This window comes from Virgibacillus necropolis, from assembly GCF_002224365.1.
GTDB classification, from domain to species: Bacteria; Bacillota; Bacilli; order Bacillales; family Amphibacillaceae; genus Virgibacillus_F; species Virgibacillus_F necropolis.
In genome coordinates this window covers 421,453-439,295 of the sequence record NZ_CP022437.1, presented here as the reverse complement: position 1 = coordinate 439,295, position 17,843 = coordinate 421,453, and the positions used below count along the sequence as shown (strand labels likewise).

General features: G+C 39.5%; 21 protein-coding genes. 6 read left to right on the top strand and 15 right to left on the bottom strand.

Going from position 1 to position 17,843, the window contains the following annotated elements:
• Window positions 1–69: 69 nt before the first annotated feature.
• The 7 genes from CFK40_RS02270 to cbpA all read right to left on the bottom strand — a co-directional run bounded on the left by CFK40_RS02270 (window position 70) and on the right by cbpA (window position 4,926).
• On the bottom strand, window positions 70–858 hold the full coding sequence (locus CFK40_RS02270; protein WP_089530477.1) for a sulfite exporter TauE/SafE family protein: 789 nt from the start codon (window positions 856–858) through the stop codon (window positions 70–72).
• A gap of 31 nt (window positions 859–889) precedes the next feature.
• A complete protein-coding gene (locus tag CFK40_RS02265) occupies window positions 890–1,117 on the bottom strand; it encodes a sulfurtransferase TusA family protein (protein ID WP_089530476.1) in 228 nt (75 codons plus the stop codon).
• 21 nt (window positions 1,118–1,138) lie between these two features.
• A complete protein-coding gene (locus tag CFK40_RS02260; protein ID WP_089530475.1) occupies window positions 1,139–2,269 on the bottom strand; it encodes an MBL fold metallo-hydrolase in 1,131 nt (376 codons plus the stop codon).
• 18 nt (window positions 2,270–2,287) lie between these two features.
• Window positions 2,288–2,854, bottom strand: a complete 567-nt coding sequence (locus tag CFK40_RS02255; protein WP_089530474.1) for a sulfurtransferase TusA family protein — start codon at window positions 2,852–2,854, stop codon at window positions 2,288–2,290.
• Between the two features lie 136 nt (window positions 2,855–2,990).
• A complete protein-coding gene (locus CFK40_RS02250) occupies window positions 2,991–3,470 on the bottom strand; it encodes a DsrE/DsrF/DrsH-like family protein (RefSeq protein WP_089530473.1) in 480 nt (159 codons plus the stop codon).
• A gap of 81 nt (window positions 3,471–3,551) precedes the next feature.
• Window positions 3,552–3,812, bottom strand: coding sequence for a metal-sensitive transcriptional regulator (locus tag CFK40_RS02245; protein ID WP_089530472.1), 261 nt, complete (start codon window positions 3,810–3,812; stop codon window positions 3,552–3,554).
• A gap of 487 nt (window positions 3,813–4,299) precedes the next feature.
• The gene (gene cbpA, locus CFK40_RS02240; protein ID WP_089530471.1) at window positions 4,300–4,926 is read right to left on the bottom strand and encodes a cyclic di-AMP binding protein CbpA; all 627 of its coding nucleotides are present in this window, start codon (window positions 4,924–4,926) and stop codon (window positions 4,300–4,302) included.
• A 210-nt stretch (window positions 4,927–5,136) separates the two neighbouring features.
• On the opposite strand from cbpA, the gene CFK40_RS02235 reads away from it, so the two are divergent.
• Window positions 5,137–7,302, top strand: a complete 2,166-nt coding sequence (locus CFK40_RS02235; protein ID WP_089530470.1) for an FUSC family protein — start codon at window positions 5,137–5,139, stop codon at window positions 7,300–7,302.
• 89 nt (window positions 7,303–7,391) lie between these two features.
• On the opposite strand, the gene CFK40_RS02230 is transcribed toward CFK40_RS02235, so the two are convergent.
• The 5 genes from CFK40_RS02230 to CFK40_RS02210 all read right to left on the bottom strand — a co-directional run bounded on the left by CFK40_RS02230 (window position 7,392) and on the right by CFK40_RS02210 (window position 12,647).
• Entirely contained in the window at window positions 7,392–9,122 is a 1,731-nt protein-coding gene (locus CFK40_RS02230; protein WP_089534259.1) for a CocE/NonD family hydrolase, read from the bottom strand.
• A gap of 79 nt (window positions 9,123–9,201) precedes the next feature.
• Window positions 9,202–9,876, bottom strand: a complete 675-nt coding sequence (locus CFK40_RS02225) for an ABC transporter permease (protein WP_089530469.1) — start codon at window positions 9,874–9,876, stop codon at window positions 9,202–9,204.
• A 22-nt stretch (window positions 9,877–9,898) separates the two neighbouring features.
• The gene (locus CFK40_RS02220; protein ID WP_405196565.1) at window positions 9,899–10,813 is read right to left on the bottom strand and encodes an osmoprotectant ABC transporter substrate-binding protein; all 915 of its coding nucleotides are present in this window, start codon (window positions 10,811–10,813) and stop codon (window positions 9,899–9,901) included.
• Between the two features lie 19 nt (window positions 10,814–10,832).
• Window positions 10,833–11,486: an ABC transporter permease gene (locus tag CFK40_RS02215; protein WP_089530468.1), complete on the bottom strand. Its 654-nt coding sequence runs from the start codon at window positions 11,484–11,486 to the stop codon at window positions 10,833–10,835.
• Between the two features lie 15 nt (window positions 11,487–11,501).
• Entirely contained in the window at window positions 11,502–12,647 is a 1,146-nt protein-coding gene (locus CFK40_RS02210; RefSeq protein ID WP_089530467.1) for a betaine/proline/choline family ABC transporter ATP-binding protein, read from the bottom strand.
• A gap of 283 nt (window positions 12,648–12,930) precedes the next feature.
• On the opposite strand from CFK40_RS02210, the gene CFK40_RS02205 reads away from it, so the two are divergent.
• Genes CFK40_RS02205 through CFK40_RS02190 form a run of 4 tightly spaced genes read left to right on the top strand, consistent with a single transcriptional unit; the run spans window position 12,931 to window position 15,952 of the window.
• Entirely contained in the window at window positions 12,931–13,488 is a 558-nt protein-coding gene (locus CFK40_RS02205) for a GbsR/MarR family transcriptional regulator (protein WP_319418021.1), read from the top strand.
• Between the two features lie 57 nt (window positions 13,489–13,545).
• The gene (locus CFK40_RS02200) at window positions 13,546–14,439 is read left to right on the top strand and encodes a beta-keto acid cleavage family enzyme (RefSeq protein WP_089530466.1); all 894 of its coding nucleotides are present in this window, start codon (window positions 13,546–13,548) and stop codon (window positions 14,437–14,439) included.
• A gap of 2 nt (window positions 14,440–14,441) precedes the next feature.
• Window positions 14,442–15,410, top strand: coding sequence for an L-carnitine dehydrogenase (locus tag CFK40_RS02195; protein WP_089530465.1), 969 nt, complete (start codon window positions 14,442–14,444; stop codon window positions 15,408–15,410).
• A gap of 59 nt (window positions 15,411–15,469) precedes the next feature.
• On the top strand, window positions 15,470–15,952 hold the full coding sequence (locus tag CFK40_RS02190) for a thioesterase family protein (protein WP_089530464.1): 483 nt from the start codon (window positions 15,470–15,472) through the stop codon (window positions 15,950–15,952).
• A 46-nt stretch (window positions 15,953–15,998) separates the two neighbouring features.
• Here the strand turns inward: CFK40_RS02190 and CFK40_RS02185 are convergent, their stop codons facing one another.
• Window positions 15,999–16,763, bottom strand: a complete 765-nt coding sequence (locus CFK40_RS02185; RefSeq protein ID WP_089530463.1) for a hypothetical protein — start codon at window positions 16,761–16,763, stop codon at window positions 15,999–16,001.
• Between the two features lie 157 nt (window positions 16,764–16,920).
• Between CFK40_RS02185 and CFK40_RS21065 the strand changes: the two genes are divergently transcribed.
• Window positions 16,921–17,088: a hypothetical protein gene (locus CFK40_RS21065; RefSeq protein ID WP_168927215.1), complete on the top strand. Its 168-nt coding sequence runs from the start codon at window positions 16,921–16,923 to the stop codon at window positions 17,086–17,088.
• A 31-nt stretch (window positions 17,089–17,119) separates the two neighbouring features.
• On the opposite strand, the gene CFK40_RS02180 is transcribed toward CFK40_RS21065, so the two are convergent.
• Entirely contained in the window at window positions 17,120–17,428 is a 309-nt protein-coding gene (locus CFK40_RS02180) for a nucleotidyltransferase domain-containing protein (RefSeq protein ID WP_089530462.1), read from the bottom strand.
• Complete coding sequence (locus CFK40_RS02175) at window positions 17,421–17,840, bottom strand: nucleotidyltransferase substrate binding protein (RefSeq protein WP_089530461.1); 420 nt, start codon at window positions 17,838–17,840, stop codon at window positions 17,421–17,423. The genes CFK40_RS02180 and CFK40_RS02175 overlap by 8 nt, the downstream gene beginning before the upstream one ends.
• Between the last annotated feature and the right edge of the window lie 3 nt (window positions 17,841–17,843).

Here is a 17,843-nt window from a genome sequence, read left to right as displayed (position 1 = left end):
CAAAGGTTAAATGAATAACAAATGCAACAAAAACTTTATCGACAGCGTTAGCTTCTAGTTAAATGTTTTCTAAATCACTAAAATATCAAGCCAAATCTTTAGTGCCGTTCCTAAAATTAAAACTGCCAAGATCAATTGAAGATACTTTGTATTTATTCTTTTTCCAAGACTTGCCCCTAGTGGAGAGGCGATTAGGCTTGCCACAATCATGATGGTTGCTGGTATAAACAATATTTGGTCTGTGATTATTTTACTAGTTGTCGAACCAATAGCCGATATAAATGTAATAGCTAAAGATGAAGCAATTGTCATTCTAGTGGGCAATTTTAATAATAAAAGCATAATGGGAACCAGCAAAAATGCCCCACCTGCCCCTACAATACCAGCACCAATCCCAACAACCAATGATAATATTGCTGCAAGCGATTTATTGAAGCTTTCTGTATCAAACGGAGTATCATCAATTCCCTTTTTGGGAATTACCATCATAGCTACAGCAAGTAAAGCTAATATTCCATAGACCATGTTAATTGTTCCTTCAGTCATACCTGATGAGAAAAAACCACCGGCCAAACTTCCAATTAAAATACTGCTCCCCATATAACCTATAATTGTTCTATTTAAATATCCACCTTTTCGATATGCCCATACACCGCCAATTGTAGCGAAAAGCACTTGAATAGCGGTAATACCGGAAACCTCGTATGAACTAAAATGGGCGAGACCTAAAATAGCTGGAATATATAACAACATGGGAAAGTTAATAATAGCCCCACCGATTCCTACCATTCCTGATATAAAGGAACCAATAAATCCAATAAAAAAAATTGTAACGATTAAAATAATACTATACTCCATTTTTTATCCCCCAACTAAGAGAGGGTCTCTCCTACGCTTTTTTAATCCAAAATTTTAGTACATTGTCTTCTTCTGTATCCTTTAGTAATTGGTGTCCACCTGACTTTGCCCAAGCTGTTAAATCACTTTTAGCTCCTTGATCCGTTGCATGAACTTCTAACACTTCACCTGAATTAATTTCTCCTATTGCTTTTTTTGTTTTAACAATCGGCATTGGACATGCCAATCCTTTTGCATTTAATATTTTTGCTACATCCATCTTTACTTCCTCCTCCTTTTATTATCCGTGAACCGCACAACGGTTTGGTCCAGTTTCCATTTCTTTTTGTCTTTCTTCTTCTGGGTTGATTTTTCCCATGTTTGTTTTGCGAATTTCTTGATATGCATTGGGTTGGTCTGGTAGATTTTCCGTCACCATTTTTCTAAATTCATTTTCATTGTTTACTTGCAACCCGGAATTATTTTGATAAAGGTCACCTAGACGGGCAGATACTTTTCCATCTTTATCTAACTCTTCCGCAAATGAATAATGCGCTGGCAATACAATTAAGTTGCCTGGTAGTTCTTTATAACGATTGTAAAGTGTATCGCGAAGGTCTCCAACCCAATCTTCCGCTTTACCCGCTAAGTCCGGTCGACCAATTGATTCAATAAATAGAATGTCACCTGTTAATAAGTACGTATCATCGATGATTAATGTCGTACTACCTATTGTGTGTCCTGGTGAATAAATAGGGTTTACCTTAACAGTTGTATTTCCTATAACAATATCGTTTCCTTCTTCTAATGCTGTATAATTAAATCTTACTTCAGCTGCATCTTTAGGTGGTAAATAATATGTTGCCCCAACTTTCTCAGCGAGTTTACGGCCACCAGAAATATGATCCGCGTGTAAATGCGTGTCAATTAAATGGTTAATTTGTATTCCTTTGTTTGCGACGAAGGTTTCATATTGATCAATCATTCGAGCTGTATCAACGATAATAGCTTCACCATTTGACTCAATTAAATAAGAAAGACATCCTTTACCAAGTCGCACAAATTGATAGATACTTCCACCATCCTGTAAACTGCCAATCTTTACTGGTTCCAGATGTTCGCTCCACGCTTTCATGCCACCTTCTAGGTTATAAGCATTAGTAAATCCATCTTCTTCTAGTTCTGCAACAATCATTTGTGATGACCCACCTTTTGCACAAACGACGATAACCTCTTGATCTTTTTGTACTTTATTAGCTATTAGCTCAACACCATCTAATAAGTTAAAGTAAGGTTCATTCATGATTGTTACTTTTTCACCTTCTATTTTCCATTTTTTAAATTCATCTGTATTGCGTACATCTAAAATAAAGGTATCTTCCTTATTCACAATTTTTTTCGCCAACTCATTTGTAGTTATTGTTGTTGACATTACATACCCCTCCTAGTTTTATTTGTCTGTTGGTCCTTCCCATTTGGACATTCCAGGTACAACATTTCTTACACTTTTATATCCTTTTTCGGTTAACTTTTGCGCAGCTATATCACTGCGGTTACCTGTACGACAAATGACGTATAACTCCTTATCTTTGCTTATTTCAACCATTCGCTTTTCAAGTTGTCCTAATGGGATATTTACCGCACCGGGTATATGTCGGAATACAAATTCAGCGGGTTCACGAACATCCAGGATAGTGAAATGTTCTTGTCCTTCCAATTTATTGCGCAGTTCCTCCAAATCAAGAATATCTTCATGTTTAGTTATTTCTTTTGTTTCTGCATCATTTGCTTTACGCAGGTAATGGTTTAACACGTTTCCATTTACAACGGTTCCAAGATACTGATGTCCCGTGCTTTCTGCCCAGGCCTTTATATCAGCTGTAGAACCTTGATCAGTTGCCTCTACCTCGATGACTTGACCAGGCTCCATATTCTTAATTGCCTTTTTCGTTTTAACGATTGGCATTGGACATGCTAATCCTTTTGCATCCAATGTTTCATTTGCTGTAATACGCATAGCCATTTCCCTCCTTCTTTTCTTCACGTCATTTTCCCAAAGTCAGCATCCCACCGACCATAATTACCTTCACTTTTATCCCCCTAAGTTTTATATATACACATACCTGTTTGGGTATATTGAATTCGAAAAAAATTTATATAAATAAACTCACATTTCCATTTTCAGCCTCACCAATATAAGCCGCCACACCGCCATACTCTATCTCATCAAGTAATTCTTCTTTTTTCAGACCAAGTAAATCCATTGTCATGGTACATGCAATCAACTTAACGTCTTGTTCTTGTGCCATTTCGACTAACTGCGGTAGAGGTAAAGCATTATGTTTCTTCACAACACTTTTTATCATTTTTTGGCCCATACCTAAATAATTCATCTTAGAAAGCCCCATTTTATCAGCACCTCTTGGCATCATCTTACCGAATAGTTTTTCCATTAACCCTTTTTTCACTGGAACCTGTGCATCTTTACGCAATGCATTTAACCCCCAAAAGGTATGAAAAATTGTTACATCATGATCATATGCCGCAGCACCATTTGCGATAATATAAGCCGCCATTGCTTTATCATAATCACCACTAAATAATACGATGGTTGTTTTCTTATTATCCGACATTTATATTTTCCTTTCTTTTACACATATACATGTATGGGTATTATTTTTTATTAAAAAAAAGGTGATAAAGCTTGCTCACCCTTATCTACTTTTAACAAGCAAATTGACTGCTTCTTTAATAAGATCATCAGAACTATTTCCATTATCCTCTTCTTCACGTATACATTGTGCAAGATTCGTGCTTACTACCAAAGCAGCAGTTCTGTCCACTGCATTTCGTACTGCAGTCATTTGAGAAACTACATCTTTGCATTCCTTTTCGTCTTCCATCATTTTCAATAATCCTCTAACCTGACCCTCTATGCGTTTCACTCTATTTTGTACCTTTTCATCGTATTTCAAAGGAAGACCTCCAGTCGTCTAGCCATTTGTTCTTGGTGAACATTCATCATAATATACCCTATAGGGTAATTTGTCAAATGAAAAAAGTGCATTCTATCCGAAATATCAACGTTCGATGGACTAGGCGCTGGGGCTGGACAGATAAACGCCGAAATCTATACTTTCTTTGCCTTTAAAAAAAGAACCCCTTAAGGTCCTTAGTGAAGCACTTCTGAACAGTCGGCTCCGCTTTTTTGTCTAGCTGTGGCTCCTAGCGACTAGCAAATAGTTAGTCCTGTTGAATGCACGGAAAGTTCACCGTACTTTCACATGCCTATCTATTTGTACGTCGCTGAACAGTCGGCTCCGCTTTTCGTTGTCTAGCTGCGGCTCCTAGAAGCTGCCGTCATAAGCAAGGAACACTCCGAGCGCCGTAGTTCGTGGCACTCTGCGGTTCCTTGCTTATGCGTCCGCTTCTGAACAGTCACCTCCGCTTTTCGTTTCTTCCTTAATTCAATTTCTCGACGTCTGTTACGATGAAATTATTTTTGTTTAAATCTTTCTCTATGCGGTCTAGTTCTTTTGAGTCTATATTTTTAGGCAATACGATACAAACTCTTCTTGCATACTTTGAATTGTTATTTAACGAAATAACACTTTGTACACTACAAAACTTGTTAACGATTTTCAACATTTTTTGTAATGCTCCTGCAAACTCTACGGTACCTATCGTTAATGAGTAGCTACCATTATTCGCTCCCCATGCATTTTCAAGCACCGTTAACACATTAGCATGTGTCAAGATCCCTAGGAAATCTGCGTCTTCATCTAAAATAGCTAAGTATGGTAATCGTTTAATGCTTGAAAATACCTTAAAGAAAGGGTCACTCTCATTTACAAAGCCTTCTTGGTCCCTAACAAGTTCTTGGACTGGAATGGCCAAGTCACCTTTTTCCCTCTCATATTCTAGAATATGGACTTTGTACACATTACCAACAAACTTTTCATTTTCATCCAGGACCGGGATGCAACGGTAACTGGATTCAGTCAATTTATTTAAGGCTTGCTCGAGACTTTCATTTTCCTTCACAAAAATTACTTTCTGCTTCATTACATAATCATTACTCACAATCATCAACACATACCTCCCAAGCTTCTATATTATTCATATTCCACACTAATTATCACTACTTACATTGTTTTTAATTTAAAAACCCCATCCTTGAATAATTCGACGTTTATTCCATTTTTCCTTCTAGCTTATTGTTAAATTGTTCGCTTGGTAGAATGACTGAACAAGTGTATTATTAGTACAAGATAATTTTTAAAAAGAGTGGTGATGCAGATGGGACGCTTTGAAAGTAAACACTACTGGATTGGGAGGTTACTTGCTTCAGACCCAGGACGCACGCGGTTTCGAAAGGCTGGAAAAGCAACGATTAGTTTAATGTCATCAGTATTTACTACGTTATTGGTTTTATACCTACTTGGAATTAATCTTTTAACACCTGCAATCGTCGCTGCAATGACTGGAATGATGGGGATTATGCTTGTCAATGACGATACGAATGAGGAAAAGAAAGTAACAACCGGCTTATTGGCAGTTGCCGCCGCCTGTGGAATTACTAGTGGATCACTTCTATCAAGCAACCCGTATTTCATCGACATCCTCATGATTCTTATTATTGTTAGTGCCTTTTACTTTTCTAGGTATCGAACAGGATATTTCTCCATCTTTAATATTGGTTTTATAACCGTTTATATCTCATCCGTTCTACAGATACCTGTTGGCCAATTGCCATTGTTTTATATGGGTATTTTTATTGGAGTAAGTTATGCATTTCTATATAACTTTATTATTTTTAAAGATACACCACAAACATTAAAAAGGAGTATGCGTTCTTTCCATATTCAATGTAATCTAACACTGGAAATTCTAGTCGAAGTGATTCAAGATCCTGAGATTAGCCAAAAGCGGATAAATCACCTGAATAATAATGTTAGAAAAATCAGGGACTATGGAAGAACCGTATCAGTGGATTTAAATGCAGAAGATATCAGAGCAATCTGGCCAGGGCTTAAAGTTTCCCAACTTCGCCTATACGTTTTTGATACTGGCATGTTAATTGAGACATTAACGGAATCAATTAACAGTTTAAAAAAGGCAGATGCACTTGAAGTTGAGGAGTTAAGAAGATTGCTTGTATGGGTTATTAAGTCCATTCGGGAAGCACGTATGCTGGTTCCAAGCTATGACTGGCGGAATTTAGAGGAGGCAGAAATTGCAGTACAAGGTCTACGCCTCGCTATCAAGGATCTTTTAAATGGGGAAGAAAAACCAAAAGGATGGGTATTTCTTATCCGGCGAATTGAATCCATTGCCAATCATGTTATCGAAAGCGGATTTTCCATGCAACAAGCCCTACATAAGGGTGCAGCCAGTTTAGTTGCTCATGAGGAAGCTGATATAAACGATGATGATGACAATGATAACGAGGATAAGTTTAACCAATCGACTAAAAAGTCAGTACAGGCCCTAGTCGCAGGGATTATTTCAATAATTGTCGGTGGATTTATCTCACCTAATCGACCATACTGGGTAATTCTTACAGCATTTGTCGTATTACTTGGCACGCAGTCTGTTGGACGGACCTATAAAAAAGGATTCGAGCGTTCTCTTGGTTCAATTATCGGTGCAGTGCTTGGGTTTGGACTGGCAAAATTGATTTCCGGCCACTCGGCCATTGAATTAACCTTGCTGTTCATTGTTGTCTTTCTGGCGTTTTACATGGTAACCGTTTCGTACACTATCATGAGTATGTTTATTACCATGCTTCTTGCGTTCATGTATGATTTATTGCTGGGTGGCATTACCATCCAGTTAATCGGTGCTCGGGTCATGGATACGATAGCTGGTGCGCTTATTGCATTACTTGTATCATCGGTGATTTTCCCAAAAAAGACAACGGATAAAGTTGCTGATACCTTTGGTGAATTTTTGGAAGAGCTTGAACCATACGTGATGGACTATCTGAGGAGTTTTAGAGAAGAGGTAAGTGTTAAGGGACTCGCACATAATGCCTTTTTAATGGATGAAAAGCTTCAAGTCATTGAGGATGAGGCCAAGCCAATACTTAATCGTCATGAAACAATTGTCCGCGCGAATATATCTCGTAGAATAACTATATTAACTGCAATAAATTATTACGCTAAGCACTTGGTCGCATCCTCCTATCGCGGTAATTTTGAATTATCAGCGGAAATAAAAGAAACTTTTATAGAAATTGAGAAAAAAACCGAGCATAACATCATAACCCTACGCAAGCTTATTAAAGGAACTGAAAGGACCGGTATTATTTACAACCTTAAGGAAGAACGTGAACAAATCGAACGCCTTGCCCCAAGCAGAATAAAGTCTCACCGCGATTTAATCCATCACCTCTATTATGTATGGCGGATCAACCAATCAATTTTGACACTTGGAAAAGAATTGGGAGCGGTTGAAAAGTGAAAGGTCATCCCGTGTTCAGATTAGTTGAACACAGGATGACCTTTTGTCATTATTATTAAAAATAAATCTCGCTATGTTGTTCTTCCACATTATACAACTGGAAGAATGACATGTGATGGATACTTTTCACTATGGTAGATTGTTTGATTAGCAGTCTTCGATTCAGCACTATTCAACATGGTTTTACCTGTATTCAGATTAGCATCGAAGCGCGGAAAATTACTGGATGATATTTCAATCCTAATCTGATGACCTGCAAGAAATACGTTGCTCGTTGCCCACAAGTCAATTTCATACTGAACGACTTCCCCGTTCAAATCTGCTTCAGGTTTGTAACCATTCCGATACCTTGCACGAACAATGCCATCTGTTAAATTATAGGCTGTTCCATTTGGCAAAACATCGATTAATTTTGCGGTGAAATCAGTATCTTTCGCATCTGTTGCCGCCCAGAGCTTGACTTTTACAGGTCCCGTAACTTCAACTGGCTGTTTCAACGGTTCAGACGTGTAAACTAAAACATCTTCTCTTTCCTCAATTTTTCTTTGATCTCGTGGTCCAGTTACATTAACACTGTCGTGTAATGTACCTCCTCCGCAAGTAGGTACTGGATTTTCAGGGTCATAAACAAAATGGTCTGTTGGTTCCTTATCTGGTTTTACCATAGACAGCTTTCCGTCACCACCGCCTGTATTGGCCCCGCCTTCACTATGCAAATAATAGGGTACATAGTTTGTACGTGCAAGTGGCCAATCTTGTTCATCGCGCCACTGATTTATCCCCATTATAAAGATTTTAACTGGTGCTTCTTCACCAATATGCGTATCTTTACCTTTCAACCAATAATCAAACCAACGCAGATGAAGATTTGTGAGATCTTCTTTATGGTCGATCCAATCTTCTGCTGCGTGTGAACCAAATTTACGTTCTCCAATCACTGAACCGAAATTCCCGTGAGCCCAGGGACCAATAATAAATTTCTGATGTTCCCTAGCCCCAGATCCATCCGCGTTCGCTTTCATTCCCATATAATTGTCAATCGTGGACCCAAGCAAACTATCATACCAGCCTCCCAGATGAAATGCTGGTACATTTATCTGATCATACTTGTTTGTAATACTTGATCGCTGCCAATTTTCATCTTCCAATCCACGTTCTAATTGCTCAAAGAAATACGATGCTACACCAAGCTCCTTAATAGGTGGCCAATCTTTAATCGGTGCATGACGGTACCATTCTTCAATATGGTCAATACTTTTTGCCAACTTTTTCATTGCTTGTTCATATGAATCTGGATCTTTGTACTTTCTTTTTATAAGATCTGGTGCAATTGATTCAAGCACCCAGGTTTCAGATCCTCCCAAACCGTAAGCACCGTGATAGTAAAAATTACCGTCTCGTAGATCACTTAACGTCTGTGCTGGAAAAATTGCTTGTAAACTCGGTGGACGTTCAGTTGCCGCCAACAGTTGGGTGAAGCCGTAATAAGAAAGGCCGAACATCCCAACTTTTCCTGAAGAGTATGACAATCTAGCTGCCCATTCAACTGTATCGTAACCATCTTCAGCTTCGTTTAGAAATGGCTCAAACTCCCCTTCAGAATGAAAACGTCCTCTTACATCTTGAATAATCACAACATAACCACTTTCGACGAGCCGGTTCGTATCAAGATAACGGTGAGAATAAAAGGGCAGATCTTTATTGTAAGGAAGACGAGTCAGTAATACGGGAAATTCCCCATCCTCATGAGGGCGGTATATATCGGCATAAAGCACAGTGCCGTCCCGCATTGTGCAAGCAATATTTTTCTCTACTAACATTTTCAATTTAGAACGCTCCTTTTTGGGGGACAGTCCCCCACCACGTTAACGCGTTAAAGCAATGGGGGACTGTCCCCATCTAAACGGTTGCTTCCGTTTTATCCGTACTTTTCACCTTTACTGGCGAAAGCAAACGCTCAAACCATCCCATTACAAAATCGGCAATTACTGCCATCAATGCTGTTGGGATTGCTCCAGCCAGAATTATAGCCGTACCATTCGTAGCATTTGTACCACGGATAATAATATCACCCAAACCGCCTGCTCCGATAAATGTTCCAATCGTGGCAATACCAATCGCAATAACTAAAGCAGTTCTTAGGCCTGCCATAATAACAGACAAGGCTAACGGTAACTCTACCATCCTCAACAATTGAAATTTTGTCATTCCCATACCACGGCCCGATTCAAGTAGCGCGTTATCAACACCCTGAATGCCTGTATACGTATTTTTAAGAATGGGTAAAAGAGAATATAGAAACAAAGCAAAGACAACTGTATTTGCCCCGAGACCCATAGCTAGCATAAGGACTGCCAACATGGCCAGGGCAGGAATCGTTTGAATAATGTTCGTAAGTGAAATCACCCAAGCGCTTAATCTAGCATGACGTGCAATAATGATACCAACAGGAATGGCAACAATTGCTGCAAATAGTACACCATATGCAGACATCAGAAAATGACGTAAAAATTGATCCCATACGTACCCCATATTTTGCGAATAGTACAATCCTAAATCCGTAAGTGTTTCCAAAAATAACACCTCCCATTGATTTTTATTCGAAGTAATTGTTTTTCTCTAAAAATTCTTTAGCAACAACCCTTGGCTCTTTCATCTTAACGTTTGCTTGATAGTTCATTTCTCGCATTTGTTCTGTGCTTATGGTTCCAGCCAATTTCTGAAGAATGTCGTTTAGCTCGGGATGCTTCTTAAGCACTTCATTACGAGCAACCGGAGAACTATCATATGGCGGAAATAAATTCTTATTGTCCTCCAATGTTACAAGGTCAAACGCCTCCATGCGTCCGTCAGTGGTATACGCCAGTACAACGTCCATCTCTCCGCTTTCAACCGCCTTATACACCAAGCCAATGTTCATCGGAAAAATACGGCCAAACTCAAACCCGTACGTTTCAATAAATGAATCATAACCAACACCAGGGCGTCGAATCCAAGCACTGTCTACTCCTAACCTTAATTCAGAAGCGAGTGCCTCTAGGTCTGAAACAGTTTTCAAATTTTCCTTTTCAGCCAATTGACTAGTCACGGTAAAAGCATAGGAGTTAGCAAAACCATAGGAATCAAACCATGTCTGATTGAATTGTTGTTGAAATTCTCTCTTCACAATTTTAAGAGCCTTATCAGGATCCTTGACCACATCCATTCCCAATGCACCAACTAGATCCGTTCCAGTGTATCTTGTGGCAGTGATATCAACTTCACCTGCTGTCATTGCTTTATGTTGTACAGTGGAGGACCCCATGTTCGAGATCATCTCTGTTTGAAGATCCGTATAATGATCAATCATTTGGCTGACGATGTTTCCCATAATTGCTGATTCTGCTGTACCTAACGTACCAACTGTAACAGTTTTTTCTGCAGGTCCACTCAACCCTGGCAATGAGCAGCCGCCAAGTAACGATAAACTTAGTGCCAAAGCGATAATCGATTTTTTCGTCATTTTATTCACCTTGTCGTCATCCCCCTTTCTAAATGGCTTCCTCTGAATCTCTAAGACCTTTTGGCGTTGCTCGCTTCTCAAGACGTCCTAAAAGCAAGTCTGTGATTAATGCCAACAAGGTAACAGGAACAGCCCCTACTAGAATTAAATCTGGACGATATAGGTTCATTCCGTTAAAAATATAGTCACCTAATCCACCAGCTCCGATAAATGAAGCAAGTGTCGCCCAACCAATTAAATAAACCGTTGATACTCGAACTCCAGCCATAATAACTGGTACTGCAAGTGGCAATTCAACATCCCGGATTCGTTGCATGCCGCTCATACCCATGCCTTTTCCGGCCTCTAACAAACTTTTATTCACATTATTAACACCTATATACGTGTTTCTTAACATTGGTAACATGGAATAGAAAAACAATGCGGCAATCGCAGGAACTTTACCAACTCCGAGAATAGGGATAAAAAAGGCGAGGATCGCAAGACTTGGAAAGGTTTGAATGACTCCGACTGTCCCGATTACAAAGCCTGCAACCTTGGGGATACGTGTAAGTGCCACCCCAAGCGGAATTGCAACAATGACGCCTAGGAGAACAGAAATCAACGAAATATAAAAGTGTTCCCATGTTTTGATTAATAATTGACCGCTGTTATCGGCCAAAAACTGTAATAATTGATCCATATCCTTTCCTCCTTCCTATACATTTACTGTACTAAGATTGTCTTCTTCGCCCCAAATGGAGTCATACACGACATCTGCAAGGTTTGCTCTAGTCACAAGACCTAAGAGGCGATTTTCCTCATCAACAACTGGCACATACTTCATGCCCCTTCTCAATATTTTATGAACTGTATCACGAAGCAGGGTTCCTTCTTTAACTGTATAGACTTCCGAAGACATTACATCCCCAACCCGCGTCGCCTTTTTACGATTCTGATCAATAATTTCAATATCAATATAACCCTTTAACACATTCCGCTCGTCAACAACAAGCAGTGAATCTACTCTACGCTGCTTCATGATTTGAATCGCATCAGATAGAGATTTATCCTCTGAAACCGTTGCAGGATCAGCACTCATAATCTGTTCAACGGTTTGAATGCTTGGTCTTGCCTGTACTAACCGCTCCTTGCCGATAAACTCTTCCACAAAATCATCAGCTGGATTTCGTAATATTTCATCCGGTGTGCCAACCTGCACTAACTTACCTTCACGCATAATAACAATTCGGTCTGCAAGCTTTAGGGCTTCATCCATATCGTGTGTTACAAATACAATGGTCTTCCCTAATGATTGTTGCAATTTCTTAAACTCTTCCTGTAATGCATCTCTTGTTATTGGATCAAGAGCACCAAATGGCTCGTCCATTAAGATGAGGGGTGGATCTGCTGCAAGTGCACGCAATACACCAATACGTTGTTGTTGTCCGCCACTAAGCTCATTCGGATAACGTTCTAGATAACTCTTCTCCATATCTACCAGTTGCAGTAACTCTTCTGCACGGCTTCGGCGTTTATCTTCAGGCCATTTCAATAGCTTCGGAACAAGTGAAATGTTTTCCTCGATCGTCATATGTGGAAAAAGCCCAATTTGTTGAATGACATATCCGATTTCTCGTCTAAGCTGCACCAAATCTTTTTCCAGAATATTTTCTCCTTCAATATGAATACTTCCCTCCGAAGGCTCGATTAGTCGATTAATCATTTTCATGGTTGTTGTTTTTCCACATCCGCTCGGTCCAATAAAAACAATAAACTCCCCTTTATCAACCTCTAGGTTCATACCGTCAACCGCTTTCTTTCCTCCATCGTACACTTTTGACACGTGATTGAATTTCAGCAAGTGAAAGACACCTCCAAATTATTTTCATATCGTCTATCTTTTCCAGTAACACTGAATTTAACAATATTAAGTATAAAGGAAAAAACATAAAGTAAAAAGTTTATTTACTGTACATATAATCCATAAAGTTTGTAAAATATATATTGTATAAAGTTCAAAAGGGGTTTTACTTAGAATTGCCACAGATAACGATAAAATACTCTACTATCCTCGTTTTCCATTTTTTAGTTAGATGTGTTACATTGTCTTTATATAAAGTAGGCTAGTCGAAAGGATGAAGCATATGGAAGAGGAACAAATGCTCAACAAAATGATAAAAGTTGAAGAACAATTTGTAGATAAAATCGCCGACAATATGCATACATTTGGAATATCGATAACCGTAGGGCGTGTTCTTGGAACCATTTATATGAATAGAGAACCGATGACGCTTGATGAATTGTCAGAGAGTATCGGGATGAGTAAAACCCGGATGAGCCAGGTTGTACGGGAAATGCTAGACCTCAATATCGCAGAGAAGGTATTTGAAAAAGGGGTGCGTAAAGACCTGTACAACGTTGAGCGTGATTACTACCAAACGTTTATATCATTATTTACATCTAACTGGCGCAAAGCTATTAATAAAAGCAAAGTATTCGAGCAAAAGCTTCAGCGAGAACTTGCCGATATTGAAAAAAGTGAACCATTAAATGAACAAACAGAAGAAAAGCTCAATGAATTGCTGAAAGAAACGCGAATATGGTTGGATTACTATGACTGGATTGACAGGCTAACTGAGTTTTTCGAAAGTGGAGAGATATTTGAACACGTACCCATACGTGAAAGTAAAACAGATAAATAATTATTCATCCATAAGCACATCCTATTTTAAACAGAAAAAACGCTAGGAGGAATTATCATGCAAAAAAAAATCATTATATCATGTGCTGTTACAGGAGCTGGAGCGACTACGAAAAAAAGCCCACACGTTCCCGTCACACCTAAGGAGATTGCAGATTCAGCAATTGAGGCAGCAAAAGCTGGCGCAACGATTGCCCATGTTCACGTCCGTGACCCAAAAACTGGTGATCTAAGCCATGATCCAGAACTGTTCCGCGAAGTCGTGGAAAGAGTTCGTGAGTCAGACACAGATGTAGTTCTTAATATCACAGCTGGAGGCGGTGGCGACTGGATCCCAAGTGATGAAGATCCGGCTACCGGTGGACCAGGTACGGATATCCAGACTCCCGAACAACGTCATGAGCCAGTTGGTAAATTTTTACCAGAAATTTGTACACTAGATTGCGGCAGTGTTAACTTTGGTGAACAAGTTTACATTAGTCCAACCGATTGGTTGCGCGAACAAGCTCGACTTATCCAGCAAAGTGGTGTGAAGCCAGAACTAGAGTGCTTCGACACTGGACAAATTCGCTTTGCTAAACAGCTGATAAATGAAGGTCTCATTGACGGCGACCCGATGTTCCAGTTTTGTCTCGGTATTCCATGGGGGGCAGATGCAGACGCTGAAACAATGCTTTATATGCGTGACAAAATTCCAGAAAACTCCCATTGGGCTGCATTTGGAATCGGACGCATGCAAATGCCAATGGTAGCACAATCTATTCTTCTTGGCGGACATGTCCGTGTCGGTTTGGAGGACAACCTGTATTTGAAGAAGGGTGTTCTTGCAACGAATGGTCAGCTTGTTGAAAAAGCTGTATCTATCATTGAACATCTTGGATCCGTGCCAATGACACCGCAAGAAGCACGCGAGCAACTCGGGTTAAGAAATCCACATGGGAAGGCTGAATAATTATGGATGACATCAAGAATACCATTCAAAAAGTAACTGTCGTAGGCACAGGTGTTATTGGCAACGGCTGGATCGCTCGCTTCTTAGCGCAAGGCTATGAGGTTACAGCTACTGATCCAGCCCCTAATGCTGAAGAAAAAATGTGGGCTGCCATAGACAATGCCTGGCCAGCACTGGAAAAGCTCGGCCTAGCTGAAGACGCAACACGCGACCGTCTTCATTTTGAGCTGGATCTTGAAAGTGCTGTAGCAGATGCCGATTTAATTCAGGAAAATGCTCCAGAACGGGAAGAATTGAAACGGAAACTGTTAGCAGATATCGACCGTATTGCAAAACCAGAGGCTATCATTGCGTCCAGCACCTCTGGTATCATGCCAAGTACATTACAAGCAGATTGCGAGCATCCAGAACGCGTTATTGTAGCTCATCCGTTTAACCCAGTGTACCTCGTACCGCTTGTTGAACTTGTGGGAGGCAAACTTACAGCTCCTGAGAATATTAAAAAGGCAGAAGCTTTCTATACGTCAGTTAACATGAAGCCACTCATCATTTCCAAAGAAATTGAAGGTCACGTGGCAGACAGGCTAATGGAAGCGATCTGGCGTGAATCCTTACACCTTGTAAATGACGGAATTGCTACAACAGAAGAAATTGATGCTTCAATCGTCTACGGACCTGGCCTGCGATGGGCGTTAATGGGACCTTTCTTAACGCTACACTTGGCCGGCGGTGAGCAAGGTATGAGACATATGCTGGAACAATTCGGTCCTGCATTGAAATTACCATGGACAAAACTTGTTGCGCCAGAATTGACTGATGAGTTGACAGAACGTGTTATTGAAGGATGCGAACAGCAGACGGAAGGCCATTCGATTACAGAACTTGAACAACGACGCGACAATTTTCTGATAGAACTACAACAGCTGCTTGAAAAGTATTGGCCAGCAGCAAACCTGAACGGAAAAATTTAACGAATTCTACTACTGTCTTGAAATAACTGATATTGAACGAGAAAGGAGGAATAACCATCATGTTCCCTGAAGACAATACACTGATGAGCGTGAACGTACGGCCAGAATGGGTTGACTATAACGGACACATGAACGATGCCGAATATGCCCGTGTATTCAGCATTGCCGTGGATCAGCTGATGAACAAGATTGGCATTGACGAAAGCTTCCGCGATGAACAACACTATTCCATTTTTACCTTGGAAACACACTTATGCTACCTGGCAGAAGCTCACCAAGATGAGCCGCTTCAAGTGACAGTACAACTACTTGATCAGGATGCCAAACGACTGCACGTCTTTTTCGTTATGGAAAACAGGGAAGGCAAGCGTCTGGCAACAAGCGAGCAAATGCTCATGGGAATGGATATGAAAGAGGGACGTCCCGCACCTTTCCCATCCCAAATTGAGTCAAAAGTATCAGCCCTAGCAGAAGCTCAAAAAAATAAACCCGTCCCTGACGAAGCAGGGAAAAAAATCGCCATACGCAAAAAAGGCAAATAACGGTGATAGAAAAATAAGTAGCCTTGGCGTTTGCCAAGGCTACTTATTATTTTTTATTACTATGATGATAACCAAGATACATTTTATCTTTTTTGTCTTCAAACGGGAAGAGCTTTAGTTCTTTTGCTTTCTCATAATGATTTGTAATTATCTCTTCAAATAATTCGTTTTTATTTTTATTCTTCGTATCAATTCCTAATTTTTCTGCAGACTGGAAAATTTTCTTTTCATGAATTTCATCCACTAAGGTATACGTATCTTTGCCTTTCGTATTAATACCTAATTCTTCAGCTTGGTTCTTGATTAGCCTTACAAACACTTCTTTCCTTAATTCCTTAAATTCTTTCCCTTTTGCTGTGATTCCTAATTCATCCGCCTGTTGCTTCAACATTGCCTCATAGACTTCTTTTGCCAACACCTTTGGATCTTTACCTTCTATCTTAATGCCTAGCTCTTTAGCCTTTTCCATTATCCTTGCATGGTGCACTTCTTTTGCAAGCTCTTGAGTCGTTTTTCCTTCTGTCTCAATACTTAATTCATCTGCAGCTTTTTTTATTCTCGCTTCAGTTACTTCTTCTGCTAATACTTGGAGATCTTTACCCTCTGTTTCGATTCCTAGTTCTATAGCTTGAATCTTGATCATTGCTTCATCTTTGTAAAAACCAGGCTTCTTCCTGTCCTTATCATTAATCATGCTGTGACCTTGCTCGGATTTTCCTACATTCCCATCATCAACGGACGCAAATCCTACAGGAGTGCTAATCCCTAGTGTTAACACTAGTGTAAGTACTAAAAATAAACTTTTCTTCATGTTGTATACTTCCTTCCTGAAGTGAAATTGTAAATTGCTATTACTTAGCATTTCCCATTCCAGGAATTAAATGAAAGAAAATATAATGGAAGAGTGAAAAACTGTTATTTGGAAACGATAAGCATTGAAGTTGAAGTTAAAATTGGAGGTGTAAAGAATGGCAGATAAGGAGGATCGTGAATATAGAACTGGTCAAGGAGTACCAGAAGATGGAGAATATATATGTCAATCAGGGAAAAAAGCAAAGTTAAACAGAAATGAGGATTTTCCAGCATGTCCTATTAGCGATGAAGAAACAGTTTGGACAAATGAGGATCAATCATAGAAATTTAAAACAAGGGTAATTAACCCTTGTTTTAGTCTTCTAATTTGCTATAAAGAACCTTCCCATTCTTGATAATCTCCTTCTTAAATTGCAAGGAAACATCTTCATCTTCCAGTTTAACAATGTCTAATAAAAGCAACGTATCCAGCTCATCCTCGATAGTAAAAGTTAAATCAATCCATTCCCTTCTTGCCATATCGGGAGCGACAAAGGCCAAATCAATATCAGATCTTTTCTTATGATCCCCAACCGCTCTTGACCCGAAGAGAATAATCTTTTCCACTTTATCCACTCTTAAACCGATAGTAATTAACTGTTTCTCAAGTCTTTGCTCAATCATTTGGTACTTCATTTTCGCTATCTTTATATTTTTCTTTTAATACGTTAAACGTCGCCTTCATTTCCGGGAAGTATCCAGCAATATGTTTATATATCCGCTTTGCCTTTTCCTCATCATATACATAAGAAGTTTCATTCCTATCTCGCAGCATTTGTAACCAAGATTCTTCATTTTCTAACCAACCAATCGCATAAGCCCGCTTCAAAGTATCTCTGGGGGTTTTGGGTTCGATACCTTCTTCTTCCAGCAACCTTTTTAGCGTTTTCCAGTATAATTCAAATGTAAATTCAAAACGCTGTATCGTTCCATCAATATATAAACTATTTATCTCGTCCTCATTTAAAGCATCTTCTAATCGTCGAATTGCTTTTTGTAAGTTTTCCATACTCTGCCTAAGTTTTCTATGAGACATTGA

What these genes read in the sequence shown, in the direction of transcription:
- cbpA (WP_089530471.1), bottom strand. Translation starts at nt 4,926, where the DNA reads ATGATTGTGAGTAATGATTATGTAATGAAGCAGAAAGTAATTTTTGTG.
- CFK40_RS21065 (WP_168927215.1), top strand. Translation starts at nt 16,921, where the DNA reads ATGGCAGATAAGGAGGATCGTGAATATAGAACTGGTCAAGGAGTACCA.
- CFK40_RS02260 (WP_089530475.1), bottom strand. Translation starts at nt 2,269, where the DNA reads ATGTCAACAACAATAACTACAAATGAGTTGGCGAAAAAAATTGTGAAT.
- CFK40_RS02180 (WP_089530462.1), bottom strand. Translation starts at nt 17,428, where the DNA reads ATGATTGAGCAAAGACTTGAGAAACAGTTAATTACTATCGGTTTAAGA.
- CFK40_RS02270 (WP_089530477.1), bottom strand. Translation starts at nt 858, where the DNA reads ATGGAGTATAGTATTATTTTAATCGTTACAATTTTTTTTATTGGATTT.
- CFK40_RS02235 (WP_089530470.1), top strand. Translation starts at nt 5,137, where the DNA reads ATGGGACGCTTTGAAAGTAAACACTACTGGATTGGGAGGTTACTTGCT.
- CFK40_RS02230 (WP_089534259.1), bottom strand. Translation starts at nt 9,122, where the DNA reads ATGTTAGTAGAGAAAAATATTGCTTGCACAATGCGGGACGGCACTGTG.
- CFK40_RS02255 (WP_089530474.1), bottom strand. Translation starts at nt 2,854, where the DNA reads ATGCGTATTACAGCAAATGAAACATTGGATGCAAAAGGATTAGCATGT.
- CFK40_RS02200 (WP_089530466.1), top strand. Translation starts at nt 13,546, where the DNA reads ATGCAAAAAAAAATCATTATATCATGTGCTGTTACAGGAGCTGGAGCG.
- CFK40_RS02195 (WP_089530465.1), top strand. Translation starts at nt 14,442, where the DNA reads ATGGATGACATCAAGAATACCATTCAAAAAGTAACTGTCGTAGGCACA.
- CFK40_RS02215 (WP_089530468.1), bottom strand. Translation starts at nt 11,486, where the DNA reads ATGGATCAATTATTACAGTTTTTGGCCGATAACAGCGGTCAATTATTA.
- CFK40_RS02185 (WP_089530463.1), bottom strand. Translation starts at nt 16,763, where the DNA reads ATGAAGAAAAGTTTATTTTTAGTACTTACACTAGTGTTAACACTAGGG.
- CFK40_RS02265 (WP_089530476.1), bottom strand. Translation starts at nt 1,117, where the DNA reads ATGGATGTAGCAAAAATATTAAATGCAAAAGGATTGGCATGTCCAATG.
- CFK40_RS02175 (WP_089530461.1), bottom strand. Translation starts at nt 17,840, where the DNA reads ATGTCTCATAGAAAACTTAGGCAGAGTATGGAAAACTTACAAAAAGCA.
- CFK40_RS02250 (WP_089530473.1), bottom strand. Translation starts at nt 3,470, where the DNA reads ATGTCGGATAATAAGAAAACAACCATCGTATTATTTAGTGGTGATTAT.
- CFK40_RS02205 (WP_319418021.1), top strand. Translation starts at nt 12,931, where the DNA reads ATGGAAGAGGAACAAATGCTCAACAAAATGATAAAAGTTGAAGAACAA.
- CFK40_RS02190 (WP_089530464.1), top strand. Translation starts at nt 15,470, where the DNA reads ATGTTCCCTGAAGACAATACACTGATGAGCGTGAACGTACGGCCAGAA.